The 18,530-nt window shown below is 48.7% G+C and carries 21 protein-coding genes; 6 read left to right on the forward strand and 15 right to left on the reverse strand.

Going from position 1 to position 18,530, the window contains the following annotated elements; genetic code table 11:
- Positions 1-2: 2 nt before the first annotated feature.
- The 15 genes from H9Q79_RS06410 to H9Q79_RS06480 form a co-directional block, all read right to left on the reverse strand.
- Positions 3-908 (reverse strand): DUF5688 family protein, encoded by a 906-nt coding sequence (locus H9Q79_RS06410; protein WP_118646875.1) that lies wholly within the window; start codon positions 906-908, stop codon positions 3-5.
- A gap of 264 nt (positions 909-1,172) precedes the next feature.
- Positions 1,173-1,730: an elongation factor P gene (efp, locus tag H9Q79_RS06415; protein ID WP_118646877.1), complete on the reverse strand. Its 558-nt coding sequence runs from the start codon at positions 1,728-1,730 to the stop codon at positions 1,173-1,175.
- A 282-nt stretch (positions 1,731-2,012) separates the two neighbouring features.
- On the reverse strand, positions 2,013-2,591 hold the full coding sequence (locus H9Q79_RS06420) for a YqeG family HAD IIIA-type phosphatase (protein WP_249329456.1): 579 nt from the start codon (positions 2,589-2,591) through the stop codon (positions 2,013-2,015).
- Positions 2,588-3,460 (reverse strand): patatin-like phospholipase family protein, encoded by an 873-nt coding sequence (locus tag H9Q79_RS06425; protein WP_249329457.1) that lies wholly within the window; start codon positions 3,458-3,460, stop codon positions 2,588-2,590. Before H9Q79_RS06425 ends, H9Q79_RS06420 begins: the two co-directional genes overlap by 4 nt.
- A gap of 27 nt (positions 3,461-3,487) precedes the next feature.
- Complete coding sequence (locus tag H9Q79_RS06430) at positions 3,488-4,849, reverse strand: citrate/2-methylcitrate synthase (RefSeq protein ID WP_118646881.1); 1,362 nt, start codon at positions 4,847-4,849, stop codon at positions 3,488-3,490.
- Between the two features lie 47 nt (positions 4,850-4,896).
- Positions 4,897-5,250, reverse strand: coding sequence for an ArsR/SmtB family transcription factor (locus H9Q79_RS06435; RefSeq protein WP_118646883.1), 354 nt, complete (start codon positions 5,248-5,250; stop codon positions 4,897-4,899).
- Positions 5,251-5,281: 31 nt separating this feature from the next.
- Entirely contained in the window at positions 5,282-6,499 is a 1,218-nt protein-coding gene (locus H9Q79_RS06440) for an aminotransferase class I/II-fold pyridoxal phosphate-dependent enzyme (protein ID WP_249329458.1), read from the reverse strand.
- A 200-nt stretch (positions 6,500-6,699) separates the two neighbouring features.
- The gene (locus H9Q79_RS06445; protein ID WP_118646885.1) at positions 6,700-7,608 is read right to left on the reverse strand and encodes a glycine betaine ABC transporter substrate-binding protein; all 909 of its coding nucleotides are present in this window, start codon (positions 7,606-7,608) and stop codon (positions 6,700-6,702) included.
- Positions 7,605-8,195 (reverse strand): ABC transporter permease, encoded by a 591-nt coding sequence (locus tag H9Q79_RS06450; RefSeq protein ID WP_249329459.1) that lies wholly within the window; start codon positions 8,193-8,195, stop codon positions 7,605-7,607. Before H9Q79_RS06450 ends, H9Q79_RS06445 begins: the two co-directional genes overlap by 4 nt.
- A complete protein-coding gene (locus tag H9Q79_RS06455) occupies positions 8,196-8,828 on the reverse strand; it encodes an ABC transporter permease (protein ID WP_249329460.1) in 633 nt (210 codons plus the stop codon).
- A 1-nt stretch (position 8,829) separates the two neighbouring features.
- A complete protein-coding gene (locus tag H9Q79_RS06460; RefSeq protein WP_249329461.1) occupies positions 8,830-9,780 on the reverse strand; it encodes an ABC transporter ATP-binding protein in 951 nt (316 codons plus the stop codon).
- A 161-nt stretch (positions 9,781-9,941) separates the two neighbouring features.
- Positions 9,942-11,342: a trimethylamine methyltransferase family protein gene (locus H9Q79_RS06465; RefSeq protein ID WP_249329462.1), complete on the reverse strand. Its 1,401-nt coding sequence runs from the start codon at positions 11,340-11,342 to the stop codon at positions 9,942-9,944.
- A gap of 46 nt (positions 11,343-11,388) precedes the next feature.
- Positions 11,389-12,654 (reverse strand): MFS transporter, encoded by a 1,266-nt coding sequence (locus H9Q79_RS06470; protein ID WP_249329463.1) that lies wholly within the window; start codon positions 12,652-12,654, stop codon positions 11,389-11,391.
- 28 nt (positions 12,655-12,682) lie between these two features.
- Positions 12,683-13,330: a cobalamin B12-binding domain-containing protein gene (locus H9Q79_RS06475; RefSeq protein WP_118646903.1), complete on the reverse strand. Its 648-nt coding sequence runs from the start codon at positions 13,328-13,330 to the stop codon at positions 12,683-12,685.
- A gap of 13 nt (positions 13,331-13,343) precedes the next feature.
- Positions 13,344-14,156 (reverse strand): dihydropteroate synthase, encoded by an 813-nt coding sequence (locus H9Q79_RS06480; protein ID WP_118646905.1) that lies wholly within the window; start codon positions 14,154-14,156, stop codon positions 13,344-13,346.
- A 167-nt stretch (positions 14,157-14,323) separates the two neighbouring features.
- Between H9Q79_RS06480 and H9Q79_RS06485 the strand changes: the two genes are divergently transcribed.
- The 6 genes from H9Q79_RS06485 to H9Q79_RS06510 all read left to right on the forward strand — a co-directional run bounded on the left by H9Q79_RS06485 (position 14,324) and on the right by H9Q79_RS06510 (position 18,490).
- Positions 14,324-14,974 (forward strand): cobalamin B12-binding domain-containing protein, encoded by a 651-nt coding sequence (locus H9Q79_RS06485; protein WP_249329464.1) that lies wholly within the window; start codon positions 14,324-14,326, stop codon positions 14,972-14,974.
- A complete protein-coding gene (locus H9Q79_RS06490; protein ID WP_118646909.1) occupies positions 14,958-15,671 on the forward strand; it encodes a GntR family transcriptional regulator in 714 nt (237 codons plus the stop codon). The genes H9Q79_RS06485 and H9Q79_RS06490 overlap by 17 nt, the downstream gene beginning before the upstream one ends.
- A gap of 12 nt (positions 15,672-15,683) precedes the next feature.
- Positions 15,684-16,349 carry a DUF1638 domain-containing protein gene (locus H9Q79_RS06495; RefSeq protein ID WP_118646911.1) on the forward strand — a complete coding sequence of 222 codons (666 nt, stop codon included), beginning with the start codon at positions 15,684-15,686 and terminating at the stop codon, positions 16,347-16,349.
- Positions 16,350-16,377: 28 nt separating this feature from the next.
- Positions 16,378-17,334: a DUF1848 domain-containing protein gene (locus H9Q79_RS06500; protein ID WP_118646913.1), complete on the forward strand. Its 957-nt coding sequence runs from the start codon at positions 16,378-16,380 to the stop codon at positions 17,332-17,334.
- A 77-nt stretch (positions 17,335-17,411) separates the two neighbouring features.
- On the forward strand, positions 17,412-17,759 hold the full coding sequence (locus H9Q79_RS06505; protein WP_249329465.1) for a helix-turn-helix domain-containing protein: 348 nt from the start codon (positions 17,412-17,414) through the stop codon (positions 17,757-17,759).
- The gene (locus tag H9Q79_RS06510; RefSeq protein WP_330596993.1) at positions 17,693-18,490 is read left to right on the forward strand and encodes an IS3 family transposase; all 798 of its coding nucleotides are present in this window, start codon (positions 17,693-17,695) and stop codon (positions 18,488-18,490) included. Before H9Q79_RS06505 ends, H9Q79_RS06510 begins: the two co-directional genes overlap by 67 nt.
- The last annotated feature ends 40 nt before the right edge of the window (positions 18,491-18,530 follow it).

Raw genomic sequence — 18,530 nt, forward strand, 5'->3', positions numbered from 1 at the left:
TGTTAATCCTCATGGACTGTACCCAGGCTCAGCCGGTGAAGCGCCCAGTCGTAATAATAGACGTGGTCCGATAGAACTTCCTGCGGCTGAAGCTGGGTACTGTTTATTTCTCTCACCATATCCTGGAGCTCTTCTGCAGAGTACTGGCCGTCAGCGGGTAAAATCAGGCATTCATGGATGCTGCTAGGCAATACATAATAATCAGAACACAGGATTTTGGCAATCTCCTCTGCCTGTCCCGGATAACAGATACAGGCCGCGCCCAGACATTTTCTGCTGTTGGTCAAAAGATAGAGAGAATTGCTGTTCAGTGTTTCTTCATCCTCGTCCTCCAGCTCTCCCCACTGCCGGAGCACCCGGCTCAGCTTCTGGATCACCGGGGGAAGCTTCTCTACTGAGTTCTCCCAGGCCTGTTTTTCCAGCTCTGAGGCTGAAATCTTCCAACGCTTCAGATGGCAGTCCCTGATCAGTATCGTAGCGTCCTCTATCAGGCTTTCTTCCACCTGATAATAATAGACGATCGCCAGATCCAGCCAGGGTCTGCAGGGAACATTTTTTAAAAGCTCTCTGTTCTTATCATAATTAATCACTTTACAAAAGACATTCTCCGATATGGTCCCGAATTCTGTAAAAAAATCCTCTGGAAATCTGTTCTGTTCTTTAAACTCCCTGTACTGCCCGATTACCAGCTTCGCCAGATGCGTCACCGAAACCCCTTTCAAAAACTGCTCATAAAAGCAGTCCATATAAATCGACGGAGACAGCAGATCGCCCGCGGCCCGGATTTCCAACGCCTCTACAGTTACGCCATTATTCTTGGGAAGCTGCTGCAGGGTTACTGTTACCTCCCCTCCGGACTGCCTTCTGACCTCCTCCGCAAGGGTATTTTGAAACATTTCGTAGTTCATAGCACTACCTCCTTTTATTTTTCCGCGGCAAAAAGACACAACAGCCCCTTTGCAGGCGGATGCTGACATGATGAAGCAAATATAAAAATTAATCTGTAATGGGATGTTCGACGTTGAATAACTGAAATGAATATTATTAGATTTTAGTGAACAGCCTCAGAACTGCAATCGGTCCTGAGACTGCCACATTCTCCTCGTCTTGAAAGATCCATCCTTCTGCCTGCACCGGCAGAGAATTTCCCGTTTTGAGAATAGAATTGAATATCAGACGCGGCTCAAATACTCGCCTGTTCTGGTATCAATCTTGATCTTATCGCCCTGATTAACAAACAACGGTACATTAACCTGCGCTCCGGTCTCAACGGTAGCCGGCTTGGTCGCGCCCTGCGCCGTATTGCCTGCAAATCCCGGTTCCGTATCAACGATCTCCAGTTCTACAAACAGCGGAGCTTCAATGGCAAATACGCTGCCATTGTAGGAACATACCTTGACCATCTCGTTCTCCTTCACAAACTTCAGAGCATCGCCGATTGTCTCTTTATTGATAGCGATCTGATCATACGTATCCACGTTCATGAAATAATACAGATCCCCGTCGTTATACAGATACTGCATGTCCACGCGGTCGATCCTGGCCTGTGGGAATTTCTCTGTAGGGCGGAAGGTCTTCTCAACTACTCCGCCGTTGATAACATTTTTTAATTTTGTTCTGACGAACGCTGCACCTTTCCCTGGCTTTACATGCTGGAATTCAATTACCTGAACAACGTTACCGTCAATCTCGAGGGTAATGCCGTTTCTGAAATCGCCTGCTGATACCATCCTGATATTCCTCCTTAAATGTATACATTGTGGAACAGCGTGAGCTGTTTCCCCGCCCCGTTAGGGGCATGTGTTACGGTGTGCCCTGTGGGTATACATTGTAGAACAGCGAAGCTGTTCACCCGCCCGACAGTGCATGCACCGCGGAATGCCCTGTGGGTATAACAATCCGGCACAAAACTCCCTGCCGTCAAAATACGTGGCGCGGGGTTCTCTGCGGGATATGCGTCATTTTATACGCAACATAACTATTAATTATTCTATAATATTTCCTGGTAATTTTCAACAACTTTTTTTGCCGCTGTTCCCATTGCTCTCATAGCTTTCAATCACCGTTACCGATCGGGCGGCCGGGCGGTGTTTCCGGAAGAAATACAGGACGACCCGTTCCAGCTTCCGCTTAAATACAATTTGGATTTCCTCCTTAGGATGGATCGGTCTCACCAGGATATTGTAAATACCAGCCCTTTTGGCTCCCCAGACGTCTGTGAACAACTGATCGCCCACAAAGAGTACCCGTTCCTTTTCCAGTCCCATCATTTCACAGGCTTTCAGGTAATTTTTCGTCGAAGGTTTATGGGCGTCCTCCACGAATGCTGATTTCACCGCATCCGCAAAGGGCTTGACCCTGGGCAGCTGATTATTAGAAATCAGGCAAGTGGCAAATCCGGTTTCGTGAAGGTGTTCAAACAGAGCCAGAGCCCGTTCGTCTGCCGGCGCGCCGTGGGGGACCAGCGTATTGTCAATATCAAATATCACTCCCCGGAAGCCTCTCTCATACCAGTCGCCAAAATCAATGGAATAGGTGGAATCCACCCATTCGTCAGGATAAAAGGCCGAAAGAAAACCCTTTTTCTTCACTGGCTGTTCCCCTCATTTCCCAGATATTCCTGCATTCTTCCATAGTTCTTCTTCATTTCCTCATACCCATGCCTGTACAGCTCCATCAGCCGGTCATAATCTTGTTCCGTCCTCCCTACCGTCAGACCCTGAGGGCGGATCACGAAAATTTTCCTTTCCTCTTCCCACTTGTCAATGCGGTCCATGGTTTGATTGTATCTCCGTACTCTTCCGCACAGGGTTCTGACCAGTTCCGGATATTTGCGGTACATGGTTTTATAGAGTGCATTCACCTGACGGCTCTCTTTTTTGCGGTACCCTTTCTGCCGGGTCAGGACGACCACATTCTTGCGGTAGCCCTTTTTCATAGAATGAATGAGGGGAACCGGGTCCGCGATTCCTCCGTCCAGGCACGGCATCCCGTCCACCTGTATCATATGGCTCAGGACTGGCACACTGCTGGAAGCCGCGTTAATATCCATCAGCCGCTTTTTATCCTTCCGTTCGTCCAGATACTCTGCCTGACCGGTCAGACAGTTGGTGACCACCAGCTCACAGGCCAGTTCTGACTGAAAATATGTGTCATAATCAAAAGGAAACAGCTCATTGGGATATCTGTTATAGACCATATCGATATTAAAAATCTCTCTTGTCCTGATCACCCTGAGAGGGTTCTTATTGACGCAGCGGTATCTCTTCTCCTTCATCGCCATACAGTCTCTCGTCCGTCCAATCTGCCTGGACACATAATCAACCGCATTGCTAGAACCGGCAGATACCCCCACCACATAAGGAAGGTAACAATCCTGTTCCATCAGATAGTCCAGGACCCCTGCCGTAAAAATCCCCCGCATCGCTCCTCCCTCCAGTATCAGTCCTGCTTCTTTCATTGAAATCCTCCTTAATAAGAGCGTTCTTTAAGAACGCTCTCCTATCGGTACATACGGCTCTTTTTCTTTCACATTTTTATAAGCCGGACGGATGATCTTGTCGGTGTTGATCAGCTCCTCCATCCGGTGCGCGCTCCACCCGACGATACGGGCACAGGCGAACATGGGCGTATACAGCTCCAGCGGAAGATCCAGCATGCTGTAGACAAAGCCGCTGTAAAAGTCCACATTTGCGCTGACACCTTTATAGATGTGGCGCTCTTCGCCGATGATCTTCGGCGCCAGGCGTTCTACCATGGCATATAGCTGGTAATCCTTTTCTCTTCCCTTTTCATTCGCCAGTTTTTCCACAAACTTCTTAAATATACATGCCCGGGGATCCGAAATGGAATAAACCGCGTGGCCCATCCCATAGATCAGCCCTCTATTGTCGAAAGCTTCTTTGTGCAGCAGCTTCCGGAGATAATTCCCTACCTCTTCTTCATCTGTCCAGTCGCCGATATTTTTCTTCATATCGTCAAACATGCGGACGACCTTTATGTTCGCGCCGCCATGCTTGGGCCCCTTCAGAGATCCCAGCGCCGCGGCAATCGCTGAATAAGTATCCGTGCCTGAGGAAGACACCACATGAGTCGTAAATGTGGAGTTATTGCCGCCGCCGTGCTCCATGTGCAGCACCAGCGCAAGATCCAGCACCATCGCCTCTGTCTTGGTATATTTCTTATCCGGTCTCAGCATCCGCAATATGTTCTCAGCAGTGGAAAGTTTCTTAGAAGGATTGTGAATGTACAGGCTTTTGCCCATAATGTAATGATTATATGCCTGATATCCGTAGACAGACAGCATAGGAAAGACTGCGATCAGCGTCAGACACTGGCGCAGCACGTTCGGAAGAGTGATATCATCCGCCAGAGGATCATAAGCGTACAGCGTCAGCACGCTTCTGGCCAGGGTGTTCATCATATCCCTGCTGGGCGCTTTCATGACAACATCCCTCACGAAATTCTTCGGCAGAGACTGCTGTGCTTTCAATATTCCCTCAAAGGCAGCCAGCTGCTCCTCCGTCGGCAGCGAGCCGAACAGCAGCAGGTAAGCAGTCTCTTCAAATCCCATCCTGCCCTCACTCAGGAACCCCTTCGTCAGTTGTGCGATATTAATTCCCCGGTAGTATAATTCTCCTTCACAGGGTGCCTTCACCCCGTCGATATTCTTAAAAGATACCACATCGGATATCTGCGTCAGCCCGGCCAGGACGCCGGCTCCGCTAATATCTCTCAGCCCTCTTTTCACGTCATATTTCCCATATAATGCGACGTCCATCGTCGAATTCTCGACGCAGACATCTGTCAGCTCTATGATCTCCGGTGTTGCTTTCATCTTAAAACTCATTCAGTCTATCTCCTTTCCTATTGCTGTTAACCTGTTAATCGCCCTCCTCATTCGTTCACATGCTGTAATCCCTGTGCCAGAATAGTGTATACATGAGAATCCGCCAGGGAATAGAAAACTGTCTTACCGTCCCTGCGGAATTTCACCAGCTCCTGCTGCTTCAGGACGCGAAGCTGATGTGATATGGCACTCTGGCTCATACCCAAAAGGTCCGCTATATCGCAGACGCACAGCTCCTGTTTGGACAGTGCTGTTAAAATCCGGATTCTGGTCACGTCGCCAAAGGTTTTGAACAATTCTGACAACCGGTAAAGCTCATCGTCAGAAGGAATCTCCTGCCTCGTGATATGTTCATGAACACAGTATTCCTGGCATACCTCTATCTTCTTTTTTTCAGACATTCCTTTCCTCCTGTGCTTACGCATTCTCTGTTCATGCCTGGCTGTATCCTGCCAGGAAATCTCCCAGCTGAGCGGCCGCATGCTTCAGCGTCCGGATATCCGGCAGGTACACGACCCGGAAATGGTCCGGCTCTCCCCAGTTAAATCCGCCGCCATGCACCACAAGAACCTGCTTCTCATGAAGAAAGTCCAGCGCAAACTGCTCATCGTCAGAAATATTAAATTTTGTCCTGTCCAGCCTCGGAAAAATGTAAAAGGCCGCTTTCGGCTTCACGACCGTTATCCCCGGAATATCCCTCAGCGCATTGTAAATAAATTCTCTCTGCTCATAGATCCTTCCACCGGGTGAAATGTACTCTTCCACGCTCTGATAACCACCAAGCGCCGTCTGGATCACCGACTGTGCCGGCACATTAGAACAGAGCCGCATGTTAGAAAGCATGTTCAGGCCTTCGATATAATCCCTGCCTTTCTCCTTGGCGCCGCTCAAAACCATCCAGCCCACGCGGAAGCCCGCAATCATGTGCGATTTAGACAGCCCGGAAAAAGTCACACAGAACAGGTCCGGAGCCAGAGATGCAATCGACAGATGCTTCAGCCCGTCCATTACAAGACGGTCATAAATCTCATCTGAAAAAATCATCAGCTCATGTTCCCGTGCCACCTGCACGATCTGCTCCAGAACTTCTCTAGGATACAAGGCGCCTGTGGGATTATTGGGATTGATGATCACTATCGCTTTCGTCCTGTCAGTAATCTTTTTCCTGATATCGTCAATGTCCGGATTCCAATCAGCCTGTTCGTCGCAGATATAATGAACTGCCTTCCCGCCAGCCAACGTCGCACAAGCTGTCCACAGCGGATAGTCCGGCGCTGGAATAAGAACCTCATCCCCGTCGTCCAGAAGGGCCTGCATGGACAAGTTAATCAGCTCACTGACGCCGTTGCCTGTGTAAATATCATTCATCATCACGCCTGGAATCCCCTTCAGCTGGCAATACTGCATGATCGCCTTCCTGGCTGAGAAAATACCCCGCGAGTCAGAATACCCCTGACAGTCTCTGACATTCTGCATCATATCTTCAATGACCTCATCCGGCGCTGAAAAACCAAAAGGAGCGGGATTCCCGATATTCAGCTTCAGGATCTTCTTTCCCTCTTCCTCCATCCTGGCAGCTTCTTCTACAACCGGTCCGCGGACATCATATAAAACGTGATCCAGCTTCGAGGATTTTCCAAAAGTTCTCATTTTAATCTGCTCCTCTCCGGACTCAACCGTTAAATAGTAAGCCCATAATAGTTTATTTTAGCATTAACCTTCAAGAATTTCAAGATATTTGGATTTTAGCATGAATACCGGGACAAAAAGCAGCGGAACGGCTGAACGCCTCCCGCTGCTTTTCGTCCCGGTAACCATACCTTAACCGGCCTCAAAACACTATCATTTTCTCAGGATATAAGCCCGTTATCCTTCAGGAAATCATAGGCAGCCTCATGGGGATCTTCATTTTCCACATCGATGCGGTAATTCATCTCAGTACACAGTTCGTTCGTAAATTTCCCTTCCAGGGAAGCGAACACCCCCTCCAATTCCGGATGATCCTCGTATAAGTCCGCACGCACCAGATAAGCGCCGTTGTATTCCGGGAAGAAATTCTTGTCGTCTTCCAGGGTGACCAGGTCAAACTTGCGGTTCAAGCCGTCTGTTGTATACACGACTGTCACGTCCATATTACCGGAACTCATTCCCGTATATTTCAGGCCCCTGTCTATGGTTGTGCCTTCTTTAAAAGAAAGGCCATAGAAATCCACAAACGCGTCATAGTGGGTCGATCCCTCGTCAAAGAATTCATGTTCTGCGGCAAAAACCAGGGATGGCGCGTACTCTTTCAGGTCACTGACACATTCCAGACCGTATTTATCAGCCAGCTCTTTATTCACTGCGATAATATATGTATTCTCTTCACCGAGCTTTGGAGTCAGCATGACATTTGCGGTCTCCTGTCCCAGCTGATTGGCATAATCATACAGGGATGTCCCTTCAGGGACGTCAGACGGATCCTTGCCCAGATATGCAGCCAGAAGAGAACCGTCATAAGACATATAAATATCCATCTTACCTGATTTGATCTGCTCAAACGCCAGGCTGCTGGCCATAGAATCCTGCACATTCACCTTCAGCGTGGTCTGGTCTTCGATCAGGATTTTCGCAACCTGGGTAAAAAATTTCATTTCTGCAAAATCACCGTCGATGACGGTAATTGTATTTTCGTTTTTTTTACCCGAACAACCGGCCAGATTACAGCCCAGTACAAAACAGGAAAAAAACAGAAATACCCGATTCTTCCATTTTCTCATAATAACCTCCGTATCTTTTTCTCAAAGAATCCCAGAAGATAATCAAAGCACATGGATATTACGATCAGTGCCAATGTCCCTTCCAGTATTAAATTCAGGTTCTGTATCCGGATTCCCCGGTATAAAATGCTGCCCAGCCCGCCGCCGCCGACAAACGTCCCAAACACAGCCACTCCCACCGCATTGACCACGGTGATGCGGATGCCCGTCAGAATAAATGGAAATGCCAGAGGGAATTCTACCTTCATCAGCTTTTGCCTGCCGCTCATTCCCATAGCGTCCGCTGTCTCCTTCAGCAGCGGATTCACATGATTCAGCCCTGTATTCGTATTGCGAACCACGGGCAGCAGCAAATAGAGTATCATGGCGATGATGACCGTAACAGAGTTCGCCCCGAAAACAGTCATGAGCAGACCCATCACGGCGAGGACCGGCACAGTCTGGATCAGATCTACTATTGTAAGGACTATCTTCCCTACCCTGGCATGATAATATGTGAAGATGCCCAGAGGGATACCCACCGCTATTACAGCCACGCAGGAAATTGCCACTAAGTATAAATGTTCAAGAACCAGTTCTAGACTCATTTAATCCCCTTGAATTCCTTTCGAAACAATTATTTTTTCCAGCTTGTCTATTAACAGACGAAATACTACCGCTAAAATAGCTATAGGTATCGAACCGATCACGATGTATTCTTTGACGTTTGCATCGATCCCCCTGTATATGAATTCACCCAGACCGCCCTGTCCAATCATCGCCGCGAGGATCGCCCAGCTCACCGTATAGATGATCGACATGCGGATACCGGAAAATATCGCCGGCATAGCGAGCGGAAGCTCCACCCGGAAAAATATCTGCTTGCGGTTCATTCCGCAGCCCTGAGCGACCTCTATCATACTCGGGTCCACATCCACCAATCCCTGATACGCATTCTTCAGAATGGGGAAGATGGCGTAAACGCTCAATGCGAATATCACTGTAACCTTTGTCATTCCCAGCCTGAGCATCAGCAAACCGATAAATACAATGCCGGGAATCGTCTGGAACACGCTGATCACCGGTATGATAACCCTGGCAGCCTTCCGGATCCTCGACAGAGCGCCCGCCAAAACCAGCGCGATCACAACCGCGATTCCCACACTCACCAGCACATAGCCGATATGCTGTAGAATGGCAACTCCTAATTTTTCCGCATATTTATCAATAAATTCCTGCATATCACACCTGCCTGAGAGAATTGAGGATCAGGCTCTCTACCGTAATTTCTCCTGTCACAGAGCCTGACTGGTCTTGCACATAGATCTTCCTGCTGTTAGACAAATCATAATTCTTCCCGATCGTCTCCAGGGTGTCGCTCTCCTGCACGAAGACCGCTCCCTCAGACACCACAGGTCCAGCAACAGGCTGCATGAGTTCTCCCGCTGCCTTCTGCCCCTCTTCGGTCCTGACTTCCTGCAGCCGTATGAACTGGGCAACCGTCTCATTTGCCGGATGCCGCACCATCTCACCGGGAGTGGCCTCCTGAAGGATCCGTCCCTGATCCATGAATACGATCCTGTCCGCGAGCTTCATTGCCTCGTGCATATCATGTGTGATGAACAGGACGGTGATGTGCAGATTCTTCTGTATCTTCTTAACTTCATTCTGCAGGATCTCTCTCGTTATAGGGTCCAGCGCGCCAAAGGGCTCGTCCATAATGATGATCGGCGGGTTTACCGCCATTGCCCGCAGAACTCCGATCCGCTGCTGTTGTCCTCCGGACAGCTGGCGCGGATATTTTTTCGCATATTGTTCATATGGCATATTCACCATAGCCATCAGTTCTCTGACCCTTTGGGCAGTTCTTCCCTTCTCCCATTTCATGATCTGAGGGACTACTGATATATTCTCTTCCACTGTCATATTGGGAAAAAGGCCTATCTGCTGGATCACATACCCGATTCTAGTCCTGAGCTGTATCAGATCCATTTTTCTATTATTAACGCCATCAATCAGGATATCCCCTTCAGAAGCCTCCACCAGACGGTTCAGCATCTTGATGGTCGTCGTCTTTCCGCATCCTGAAGGCCCGATGATTACAACAAACTCTCCTTCATTCACAGTCATGCTGACGTCATGGATGATTAACTGGTCGCCAAAATACTTTTTAACATTCTTGTATTCAATCATCTTTTTTCTCCGTGATAATCCGATACTGAGCAATAAATATCATTATAATCATTTTAGTCTCTTCTACTGAATATTACAACTGAAAGTCGTACTGAAACTTCAGGACATTTTCCCTCAATCGAGTAAATGACGGCAATCCGAATGGGTTGCCGTCATTTCAATTACAGGTATTTTTCAATGATTGCCAGCTGTTCTGCTGAAATATCCGGTGCCTGATAACCCTCCAGACGCTGTTTCACTACCTGGGAAGCCTTTTCTTTGATGCTGACGCTTCCTTCCGATTCCCAGGACTTGTAATCTTGTTTTACAAATATATCTGGAACAAAATGCTCCGCGCGGTATTCCTTCGGCGTCCTTCCTCTCAGGAAGCTTCCTCTGGGTCCTACCTTATTAATCTCAGCCGTATAGTCTTTTGTCTTATCGATGGCCATTCCTTTGTACAGCCGCTTCACCATCTTGATCAGCTGCTCATCCACCACATATTTTTCAAGGGAGGTAACATTAAATCCGCTGAGCATGCCCGCTGCAAAATAAACCAGATCCACATCGCTCAAAGCGCCGCACATCAGATTCAGAGTGGATTCCACGCCCGCCTGATAGTCGATGTCCACCGCATCATTCAGGGCGCCCGAGGTCCGGAATGGCATATGGTAATATTTCGCCATCTTCGCTGTAGCAAGAGAGATCAGAGCTGTCTCACTTGATCCAAGAGACATGGACACTTTTCTGAGATTCGTCGAAGTGGAAGTATTCCCATAAAATACCGGAAGTCCCGGTTTAATCAGCTGAATCAGCGTGATTGCCGCCAGCAGCTCCGCATTGTTCTGGATGACTGTCCCCAGCAGCGAAGCCTGGCTCGTCAGAACCGGCAGGGAACAGGTGGCCAGCTGGATCGGCTGATTTCTCTCGCAGTAAACGTACAGGGCGTCCAACGCCTCCTTGATATATGCCAGGGGTGAGATCGGGCTCACACATCCGATCAGCACATGGCCGTCATTTACGCCGATAAACCGTGATACCATATCTATCAGGTTGCCCGCGATCATACCGGTATCTTCTTTCGCAGTCATCAGAGACGTTATTGAGATCGGCAGCGTTGTGTATTTCAGCAGTGCCGCCATCATATGATACGCTCTCTCGTTCCGGTCAATATCATACACATCGCACAGATTCAGATGTGTCATGTCCAGGCAGTCGCTTGTCTGTACCAGCTTGCAGATTTTAACATAGTCATCCATGACTGCAAACCGAAACTGGTCATTGTCCAATATGTACGGAGGGCTTCCCGCGGCACACATTGATTTGCTTCCCTTACCCATGGAATACAGTGTTCCGTCCGGCCTGTAGATCTCGAAGGAATCTGTCACCGTGGACAGAGCTTTATCAATCAGTTCTTTCGTAAAATATACGGTAACCCCGTCAACTTTAGCCCCGTGCTTTTTAAAGATCTCAATGGCCTTGTCATCGTCAAAGACACATCCTGTCTCAGCCAGCACTTTCAGAGATTGTTCATGGACAAAGTCCGCGTCTTCCTCTGTAAAGAAAAATTTTTCTAATTCCATCAATTTTTTCTCCCATAATCAAATCTTAGTGAAACTGCATCCTCTCTCACTTAGCCGCTTTTTCAGCCAATTTCCTTTTATAAACCCTCACCAGCAATGCGCAGATCAGCGCACATACCGCACTCACCGCGAGAACTGCGAAAATCCTCGTATACGCTCCCGCTGTATCATATGTATCCAGCCATTTGCCGGCGATCGGAGATACGAACATGTCCGGAACGAATCCAATGACAGAGAGTATTCCCGACGCAGAACCAAAAATCGCAGCCGGCACCTTTGTCTCGGTCATCATGGAGGAGGTCACTCCATAAGCGCCGTTCAGGAAGAAGGAAAGCACGATAATCAGTATGACGGACGGAATGATCAAGCTCTGCGACTTCGGCGCAAAAGCCATAATTGCGAGACAAACCCCCGTAATAGCCGTACACACTACAATGGTTCTGGACGGTGTCTTCTTCTCCGCAATGCCTCCTACGATCGGTGAAGAGAAAAGGCTGGTCCCATATGTCCTGATCGTTCCTACGATAGATGCTATGGCAGCAGCTGCTCCAATCGCTGTCAGGAACGAAACCGTATAAGCCAGGGAAGTGTAAATGGTGTAGATGAAGAACATACATAAGGTCGTGAGCCATACGCCCGGATGTTTAAACGCCTGAACCACTTCGCTGAAGTTGAATTTCTTGCGTTCCCCAGCGAATTCATCTTCAAACTTCGGAATGAAAATGAAGGAAAGCACTGCAAATATCGCATTAATGGCTGCATAGAACATTAAAACAGTGTGGAAACCTGCCGTCGCATTTGTGAACAGGCCAAAAATCCCGATGGATACAAAGCTTACGACGAGACCTACGACGCCGACAATTCCATAAGAAAACCCGATCGCCGTCGAATAATTTTCCTCGGTGCTGACAAGGCGGATTGCCTTGTAACGGATTCCCCAGAAAATCAATGTGGTACACAAACCGAACAGCAGGAAAATCACCTTCAGTTCCGCATAGCTGGGAACCGTTGAATACCAGAAGGTGAGCACCGCACTCATGGCGAAGCCCAGCGTCGCCAAGTATTTTACTCTGATCTTATCTGCCAGGACGCCTCCCGGAAAATACGCAATCGTTGCCGTTGTCCCATATAACCCGTACAGAACACCCAGCTGAGTGTTGGAAATCTTCAGGCCGTCAATTACCTGGTCATAGAACGAATATCTCGCCAGATATGTCAGATAAACCACATAGGCGCCTGAACTGATGATCGCTATGACCATCCATTTGGTAAACTTACTGATAGATTTAGCTGATTGTAACCCTTTACTCATAAAATCCTCCTTCAAACCTCACAAAATTTTATGCTAAAGCCTGCTCCCACTCCTTGCAGTAATGAATGGTGGTCTGGGGGCTGCTCGCCCACGCGTCTGCGCCTGTCTGTTCGCAAACCTCCGCATTTACCGGTGCCCCGCCAATCACAATCTTGACCTGATCCCGCATCCCCGCTTCCTTGAACGCGTCGACAGTATTCTTCATGGAATCGATTGCCAGAGTCAGCACCCCAGACAAGCCGATGATGTGGATATCCTCTTTTTTCGCAGTCTCCACAATCTTCCCTGCCGGAACGTCGATCCCCAAATCCATTACGTCAAAGCCGGCTGCTTCCAGCATGGATCTCACGATGTTCTTCCCTATATCGTGCAGATCGTCTTTTACGGTGCAGAGAATCATTTTCGTCTTCTTTTCTCCGGAATCGCCGCCTGTCACCAGAGCATCCTTCAGGATATCAACGGCTTTTGTCATCAGCTCTCCCGCGTAAATCAGATCTCCGACAAAATACTCTCCATCCTCAAACAGCTTTCCGACAATATCCATACCTTTCTGACATGCTTCCAGGGCTTTTTGTGCGTCTGCACCCCCTTCGTCCATGACCTGTGTCAGGCTTTCGACCATCACATCTTCATCCAGGTCTCCCATTGCTTCTGCCAAAGCTTCAAATTCAATCACGGTAAAATTCCTCCTATTTTTGTTTCTTTCCAATCATACCTTTCCTGTAAGCTCTGTTGTATTTTCTTCCGCCTTTATCAAACATACACAGCGCTTCGCAGGCATATACAGTGCTCATCATGTCCACATTGCAGGGATCCATGATCGCAGAGTCGAGTCCCGCCCGGATGGCGTAGGCCATACAATTCGAGTTGATGTATTTTCTGGCTGGCATTTCAAAGCTGATGTTGGAAATCGCTCCCGTCACCTTTACCTCCGGAGCATACTCATGGATTCCAATAATACACTGCTCAAAATCCTTCATCGAAGATGGCATTGTGGATAATGCCATTACGCAGGGATCGATGTGCAGATGATCCAGCGCAACTCCGTATTTAACCGCTTTATCAATGATCCGTTTTGCTATGTCGAGCTTCTTATCCACCTGGGCGGGTATACCGTCCTTGTCGCAGGTCAGGCCCAGAACATTCCATTCTGTGCCCGCGATCAGCGGAAAAATGGTCTCGCATTTATCTCCTTCTTCATTGACAGAATTCACCATACCCGGCTTCTTCAGATGGCCCTCTTCAATAATCCTTGCCAGCAGCTTCGCGTTGGGGCTGTCGATACAGACAGGCGTACCGGTAACTTCCTGGATCAGGCCGATCAGCCATACCATGGCGTCATATTCCTGGTCCGGCGCCGTACTCGGAGCGCAGTCGATATAATGGGCGCCCGCCTCTGTCTGGGCAATCGCTCTCTGGCATATCAAATCGGCGTTTCTCTGTGCGATCGCCTCTTTGACACTGGGGATCGCTCCGTTAATTTTCTCACCTATGATTATCACCCTTTATCTTCCTCCTTTCTTTTTTGTATGTTTACTTTGTCTATACAAGTAGTATACCCCATTTTTTTTATAAGTCAATCTCTTTTTATTTTTTTGTTAAAAAGCACTTTTATATATTTTATTTTTTGGTATAATTGAATAATAAATACGTGTATATGGAGATTAGCATGGATTATCAAAAGAAATTAACAAAAGCGATGGCTGAGCTGGACGAAGAAAACGTTCTTAAGTATGTACAAATAATGCTTGCATCAGGCTACTCCCACGCAGCCATTCGGAAATGCCTGACAGAAGGTTCTGAAGAGGTGGGAAGCTATTTTGAAGACGGCGAATATTTTATTGCTGACCTGATCGTGTCAGGAATGATCTACCAGCATGCGCTGTCTCTTCTGATCCCTCCCCTAGAATCCGGAGATCCGCGTCCTGTAGGACGGGCTGTGATTGGCGTTGTCGAAGGTGATATCCACGATATCGGCAAGGATATTGTCGTCAGCCTGCTCCGCTCAGAACGCTTCGAAGTGATAGATCTCGGCGTGGATGTGAAGCCTCAGCGCTTTGTACACGCCTTACGAACCTATCATCCGAACATCATCCTGTTAAGCGGCCTGCTGAGCGCATCCGTCTCAGCCGTCGCCAGGACCATGAAAGAATTAAACGCCGAACCCGGCCGCAGGGATACTATTATTTACATCGGCGGCCAGTGCGCCAGCGAGCAGCTCTGCACGCAGACCGGCGCCGACAACTGGGGTTATGATACTATTTATACCGTAGACTTCTGTAAGAAAGTGATAGAGAATTCTTATGCCAAAAACAACTAAAAAGAGACCTCTGTACAGCACAATTTATAAACAGCTGCGCTCTAAAATTTTTAACGGGTCGTTTCTCCCGGGAGAAATGCTTCCTTCTGAAAGTCATTTGTGTACCGAATTCCATGCCAGCAGGGAAACTGTACGCAAAGGCCTGAAGGAGCTGGAATCTGAAGGGCTGATTTATTCACGCCCAAAGATCGGTTATTTTGTCTGTACACCGCGCCACAGCGACTTTACCGTGAATTTTACAGAGTATTTCGAGGGATGTACCACCCAGTATAAGGATATCCATGGAACGCTTCCGGATGAACGTGTGCAAAAAGCGCTGGATATTTCCCCTTCGCAGGTCGTCATCGAATTCGAACAGCTCACAATCAATCCTGACGGGGCAATCATCGCCTACAGCAAAAAGTATCTTCCCTATGAACGGGCGCACCCTTCCGTGGAGAATGAACTGAATTACGCTGTTTTTCCCGATATCACCCTGCCCAAGATGGACACCTATTCCATGTATACCAGTATCCGTATTTCTGCCGTTGCGGCAGACGAGAAGCTGGCGGATACCATGCAGTGCGACATAGGTGAACCTCTGCTTCTGATTGAACGTTTTTTCATCCAACAGGACGACTGTCTGGCCGGCTACGCACTGTTTTACGTAAAACAGCCCTACGGGCAGCTGAATGGAATGTCAGGACACCGACTTTAGAAGGAGATTATTATGAGTACAATCATTGTTGCTTGTAAAACCCTGCAAAACGAACTGGCAGCCGCGATGTCTGCCTGCGGTTATTCCTGTGAGATCCGCTGGATCGAATCAGGGCTCCACAATTTTCCTAAAAAACTGCATAACACCCTGCAGGACCTCCTCGACCAATGTACAGATTGCGATACGGTCCTCCTCGCCATGGGTTTCTGCGGGAACTCAGTGGCCGGAATCCAGACTCATGACTTCCAGCTTGTTATGCCCCGCATCGACGACTGCATCTCTCTGCTTCTCGGCTCAGTCAGCCGCCGCAAAGAGCAGTCAGCCACCGGCAGCACCTATTTTATGACCGAAGGCTGGCTGGAAGGCGAGCGGAATATCTGGAAGGAATACGAATACACGATCCACAAATACGGACCGGAGCTGGGGCAGGAAATCTTCGATACCATGTTTCAGAATTACCGGAACCTGGCGCTCATAGACACCGGATGCTTCGACATGAAGAAGGCAATTGCCGAGACACAGGAAATAGCCAGGAAGCTGGATCTTTCCTACATCCAGCTTCCCGGCACCATAGACTATCTGAAGGAACTGCTCTCAGGCCAATGGGACTCCGAAAGGTTTATCATCCTTCCTCCCCATTCCCGTCTGGAACAGTCACAGTGTACCTGTCCGGAATGAACGGCTAATAAACTGAAAGGAGAAACCGATGATCATCAGCGCCAGCCGCAGAACCGACATACCGTCTTACTATTCCGACTGGTTCTTTCACCGTCTGGAAGAGGGAAATGTTCTCGTGAGAAATCCTGTCAACCAGAAGCAGGTGGGGAAGGTCAGCCTGTCTCCCGGCGTGGTCGACGGAATTGTCTTCTGGACGAAAAACCCGGCGCCCATGCTGAACCGGTTAAAGGACCCCGTGCTGGAACCATACAGCTATTATTTTCAGTTCACCCTTACCCCTTATGGAAAAGACGCAGAGCCCGGCCTTCCTTCCAAGAAATCTGTCCTGATTCCCGCTTTTCGGAAGCTTGCTTCTCTGCTCGGAAGAGAACGGGTGATCTGGCGGTATGACCCTGTCTTCTTCAGCGATACTTATACGCTGGAATACCATAGCCGCTGCTTCAGGTTTCTGGCCTCAGAACTGGAAGGCTGCATGGAGACCTGTACGGTGAGCTTTTTGGATTACTACAGCAATACTTTTACGGCCACCCGTCCGCTCCGGATTCATCCATCTTCCGCCGGCCAGCAGCTGGAACTCCTGGAACGCTTCTCTGAGACAGCGGCGGCACACGGCTTCCGCCTGAATACCTGCGCTGAGGCCCTTGACAGTGAATTTCTCGGAATCCCTCACGGCTGCTGCATTGACAAATCTCTCTTAGAGAGGATCGGCGGCTGCCGCCTGTCTGTCGGCCGGGATACCGGCCAGCGCCCGGAATGCGGCTGTGCGTCAAGCATTGATATTGGAGCTTACAACAGCTGCCGGAATGGTTGCCTCTATTGCTACGCCAACCACAGCCCCGCGGCGCTGCGGAGAAATTATCAATCCCACGATCCCCGCTCTCCTCTGCTGTACGGGAGCACCCAGCCTGGCGATATCATCAGGGAAAGAAAAGCCGTTTCTTTCAGAGAAGACCAATTGACAATTTTTGACCTTTCCGGAAAATAAAGGAGCTGCCGGTAATTGAACTGCACCCCATTTGTTAGACAGTATGTTATACTGAATAACAAGTGGGGTGTTTAATTATGCCAAAAGGGGTACCGAACAAAAAATACACACCAGAATTCAAGAAGCTGGTAGTGGAAACCATGCAAGAAGAGCATCTTGGCTATTGTGAAACAGCGGAAAGATTTGGAGTTCGCCACAAGCGCGTGCAGGACTGGGAACGAATCTATCTGTCAGAAGGGCCGGATGGCTTTGCAATCGAACGCCGGGGCCGAGGTAGCACCGGTCGTCCGAGAAAGCTGCCGAAAGAGGTAGAAGAGGATCTGCTGGCAGAAGTTCAACGGTTGCGGGCGGAGAATGAATACTTAAAAAACTTGCAAGCCTTGGTTTTGGAAGACGAGCGACGCCAGCGCAGAAAACGCAGGTAGTTCAAAAGCTGAGGCAAAGACACGCTCTGGATCTCCTTCTTTCAATCGCTCAACTTCCCCGTGCAACTTTCTACTATCATCTAAAGCGGATAAGCTGCGCAGACAAATACGAAGTGGCTAAAACGGAAATTGCAGCTATCTATCACGAAAACAAAGGGCGGTATGGTTACCGCCGTATTACCACAGCGCTGCACAACAGAGGGATTCATCTGAACCACAAGACAGTACAGCGTCTTATGAAGCAGCTGGGATTGGTTTGCCGTGTCAGAATCAAGAAATATCGCTCTTACAAGGGTGAAGTAGGGAAAATTGCACCGAATCTGCTCAAGCGGAATTTTTATGCGGAAAAACCAAACCAGAAATGGGTGACCGATGTGACAGAGTTCAGCCTATTTGGCCAGAAGCTCTATCTTTCTCCAATCCTGGATCTGCACAACGGGTACTTGGTGAGCTATGCAATCTCTGACCGACCGATTCTGAGTATGGTCACTACCATGCTGGATAAGGCTTTTGAAACAATACCGGACGGAACAGGGCTGATCCTTCATTCCGACCAAGGTTGGCAATACCAACATAAACAGTACCAGCGTATGCTTCGTGAGAAAGGCATTCGACAGAGTATGAGCCGCAAAGGCAACTGTCTGGACTACTACAACAACCGCCGCATCAAGGCAAAGCTAAAGGGCTTGCCGCCTGCTCTTCACAGACAACAAGCCCTTTCGGCTGCTTGAACAAATTTTGTTTTCAAATATTGTCTAACTTTTTGGGGTC

The sequence above is a fragment of the Wansuia hejianensis genome (assembly GCF_014337215.1).
In the GTDB taxonomy this organism is placed as follows: Bacteria; Bacillota; Clostridia; order Lachnospirales; family Lachnospiraceae; genus Scatomonas; species Scatomonas hejianensis.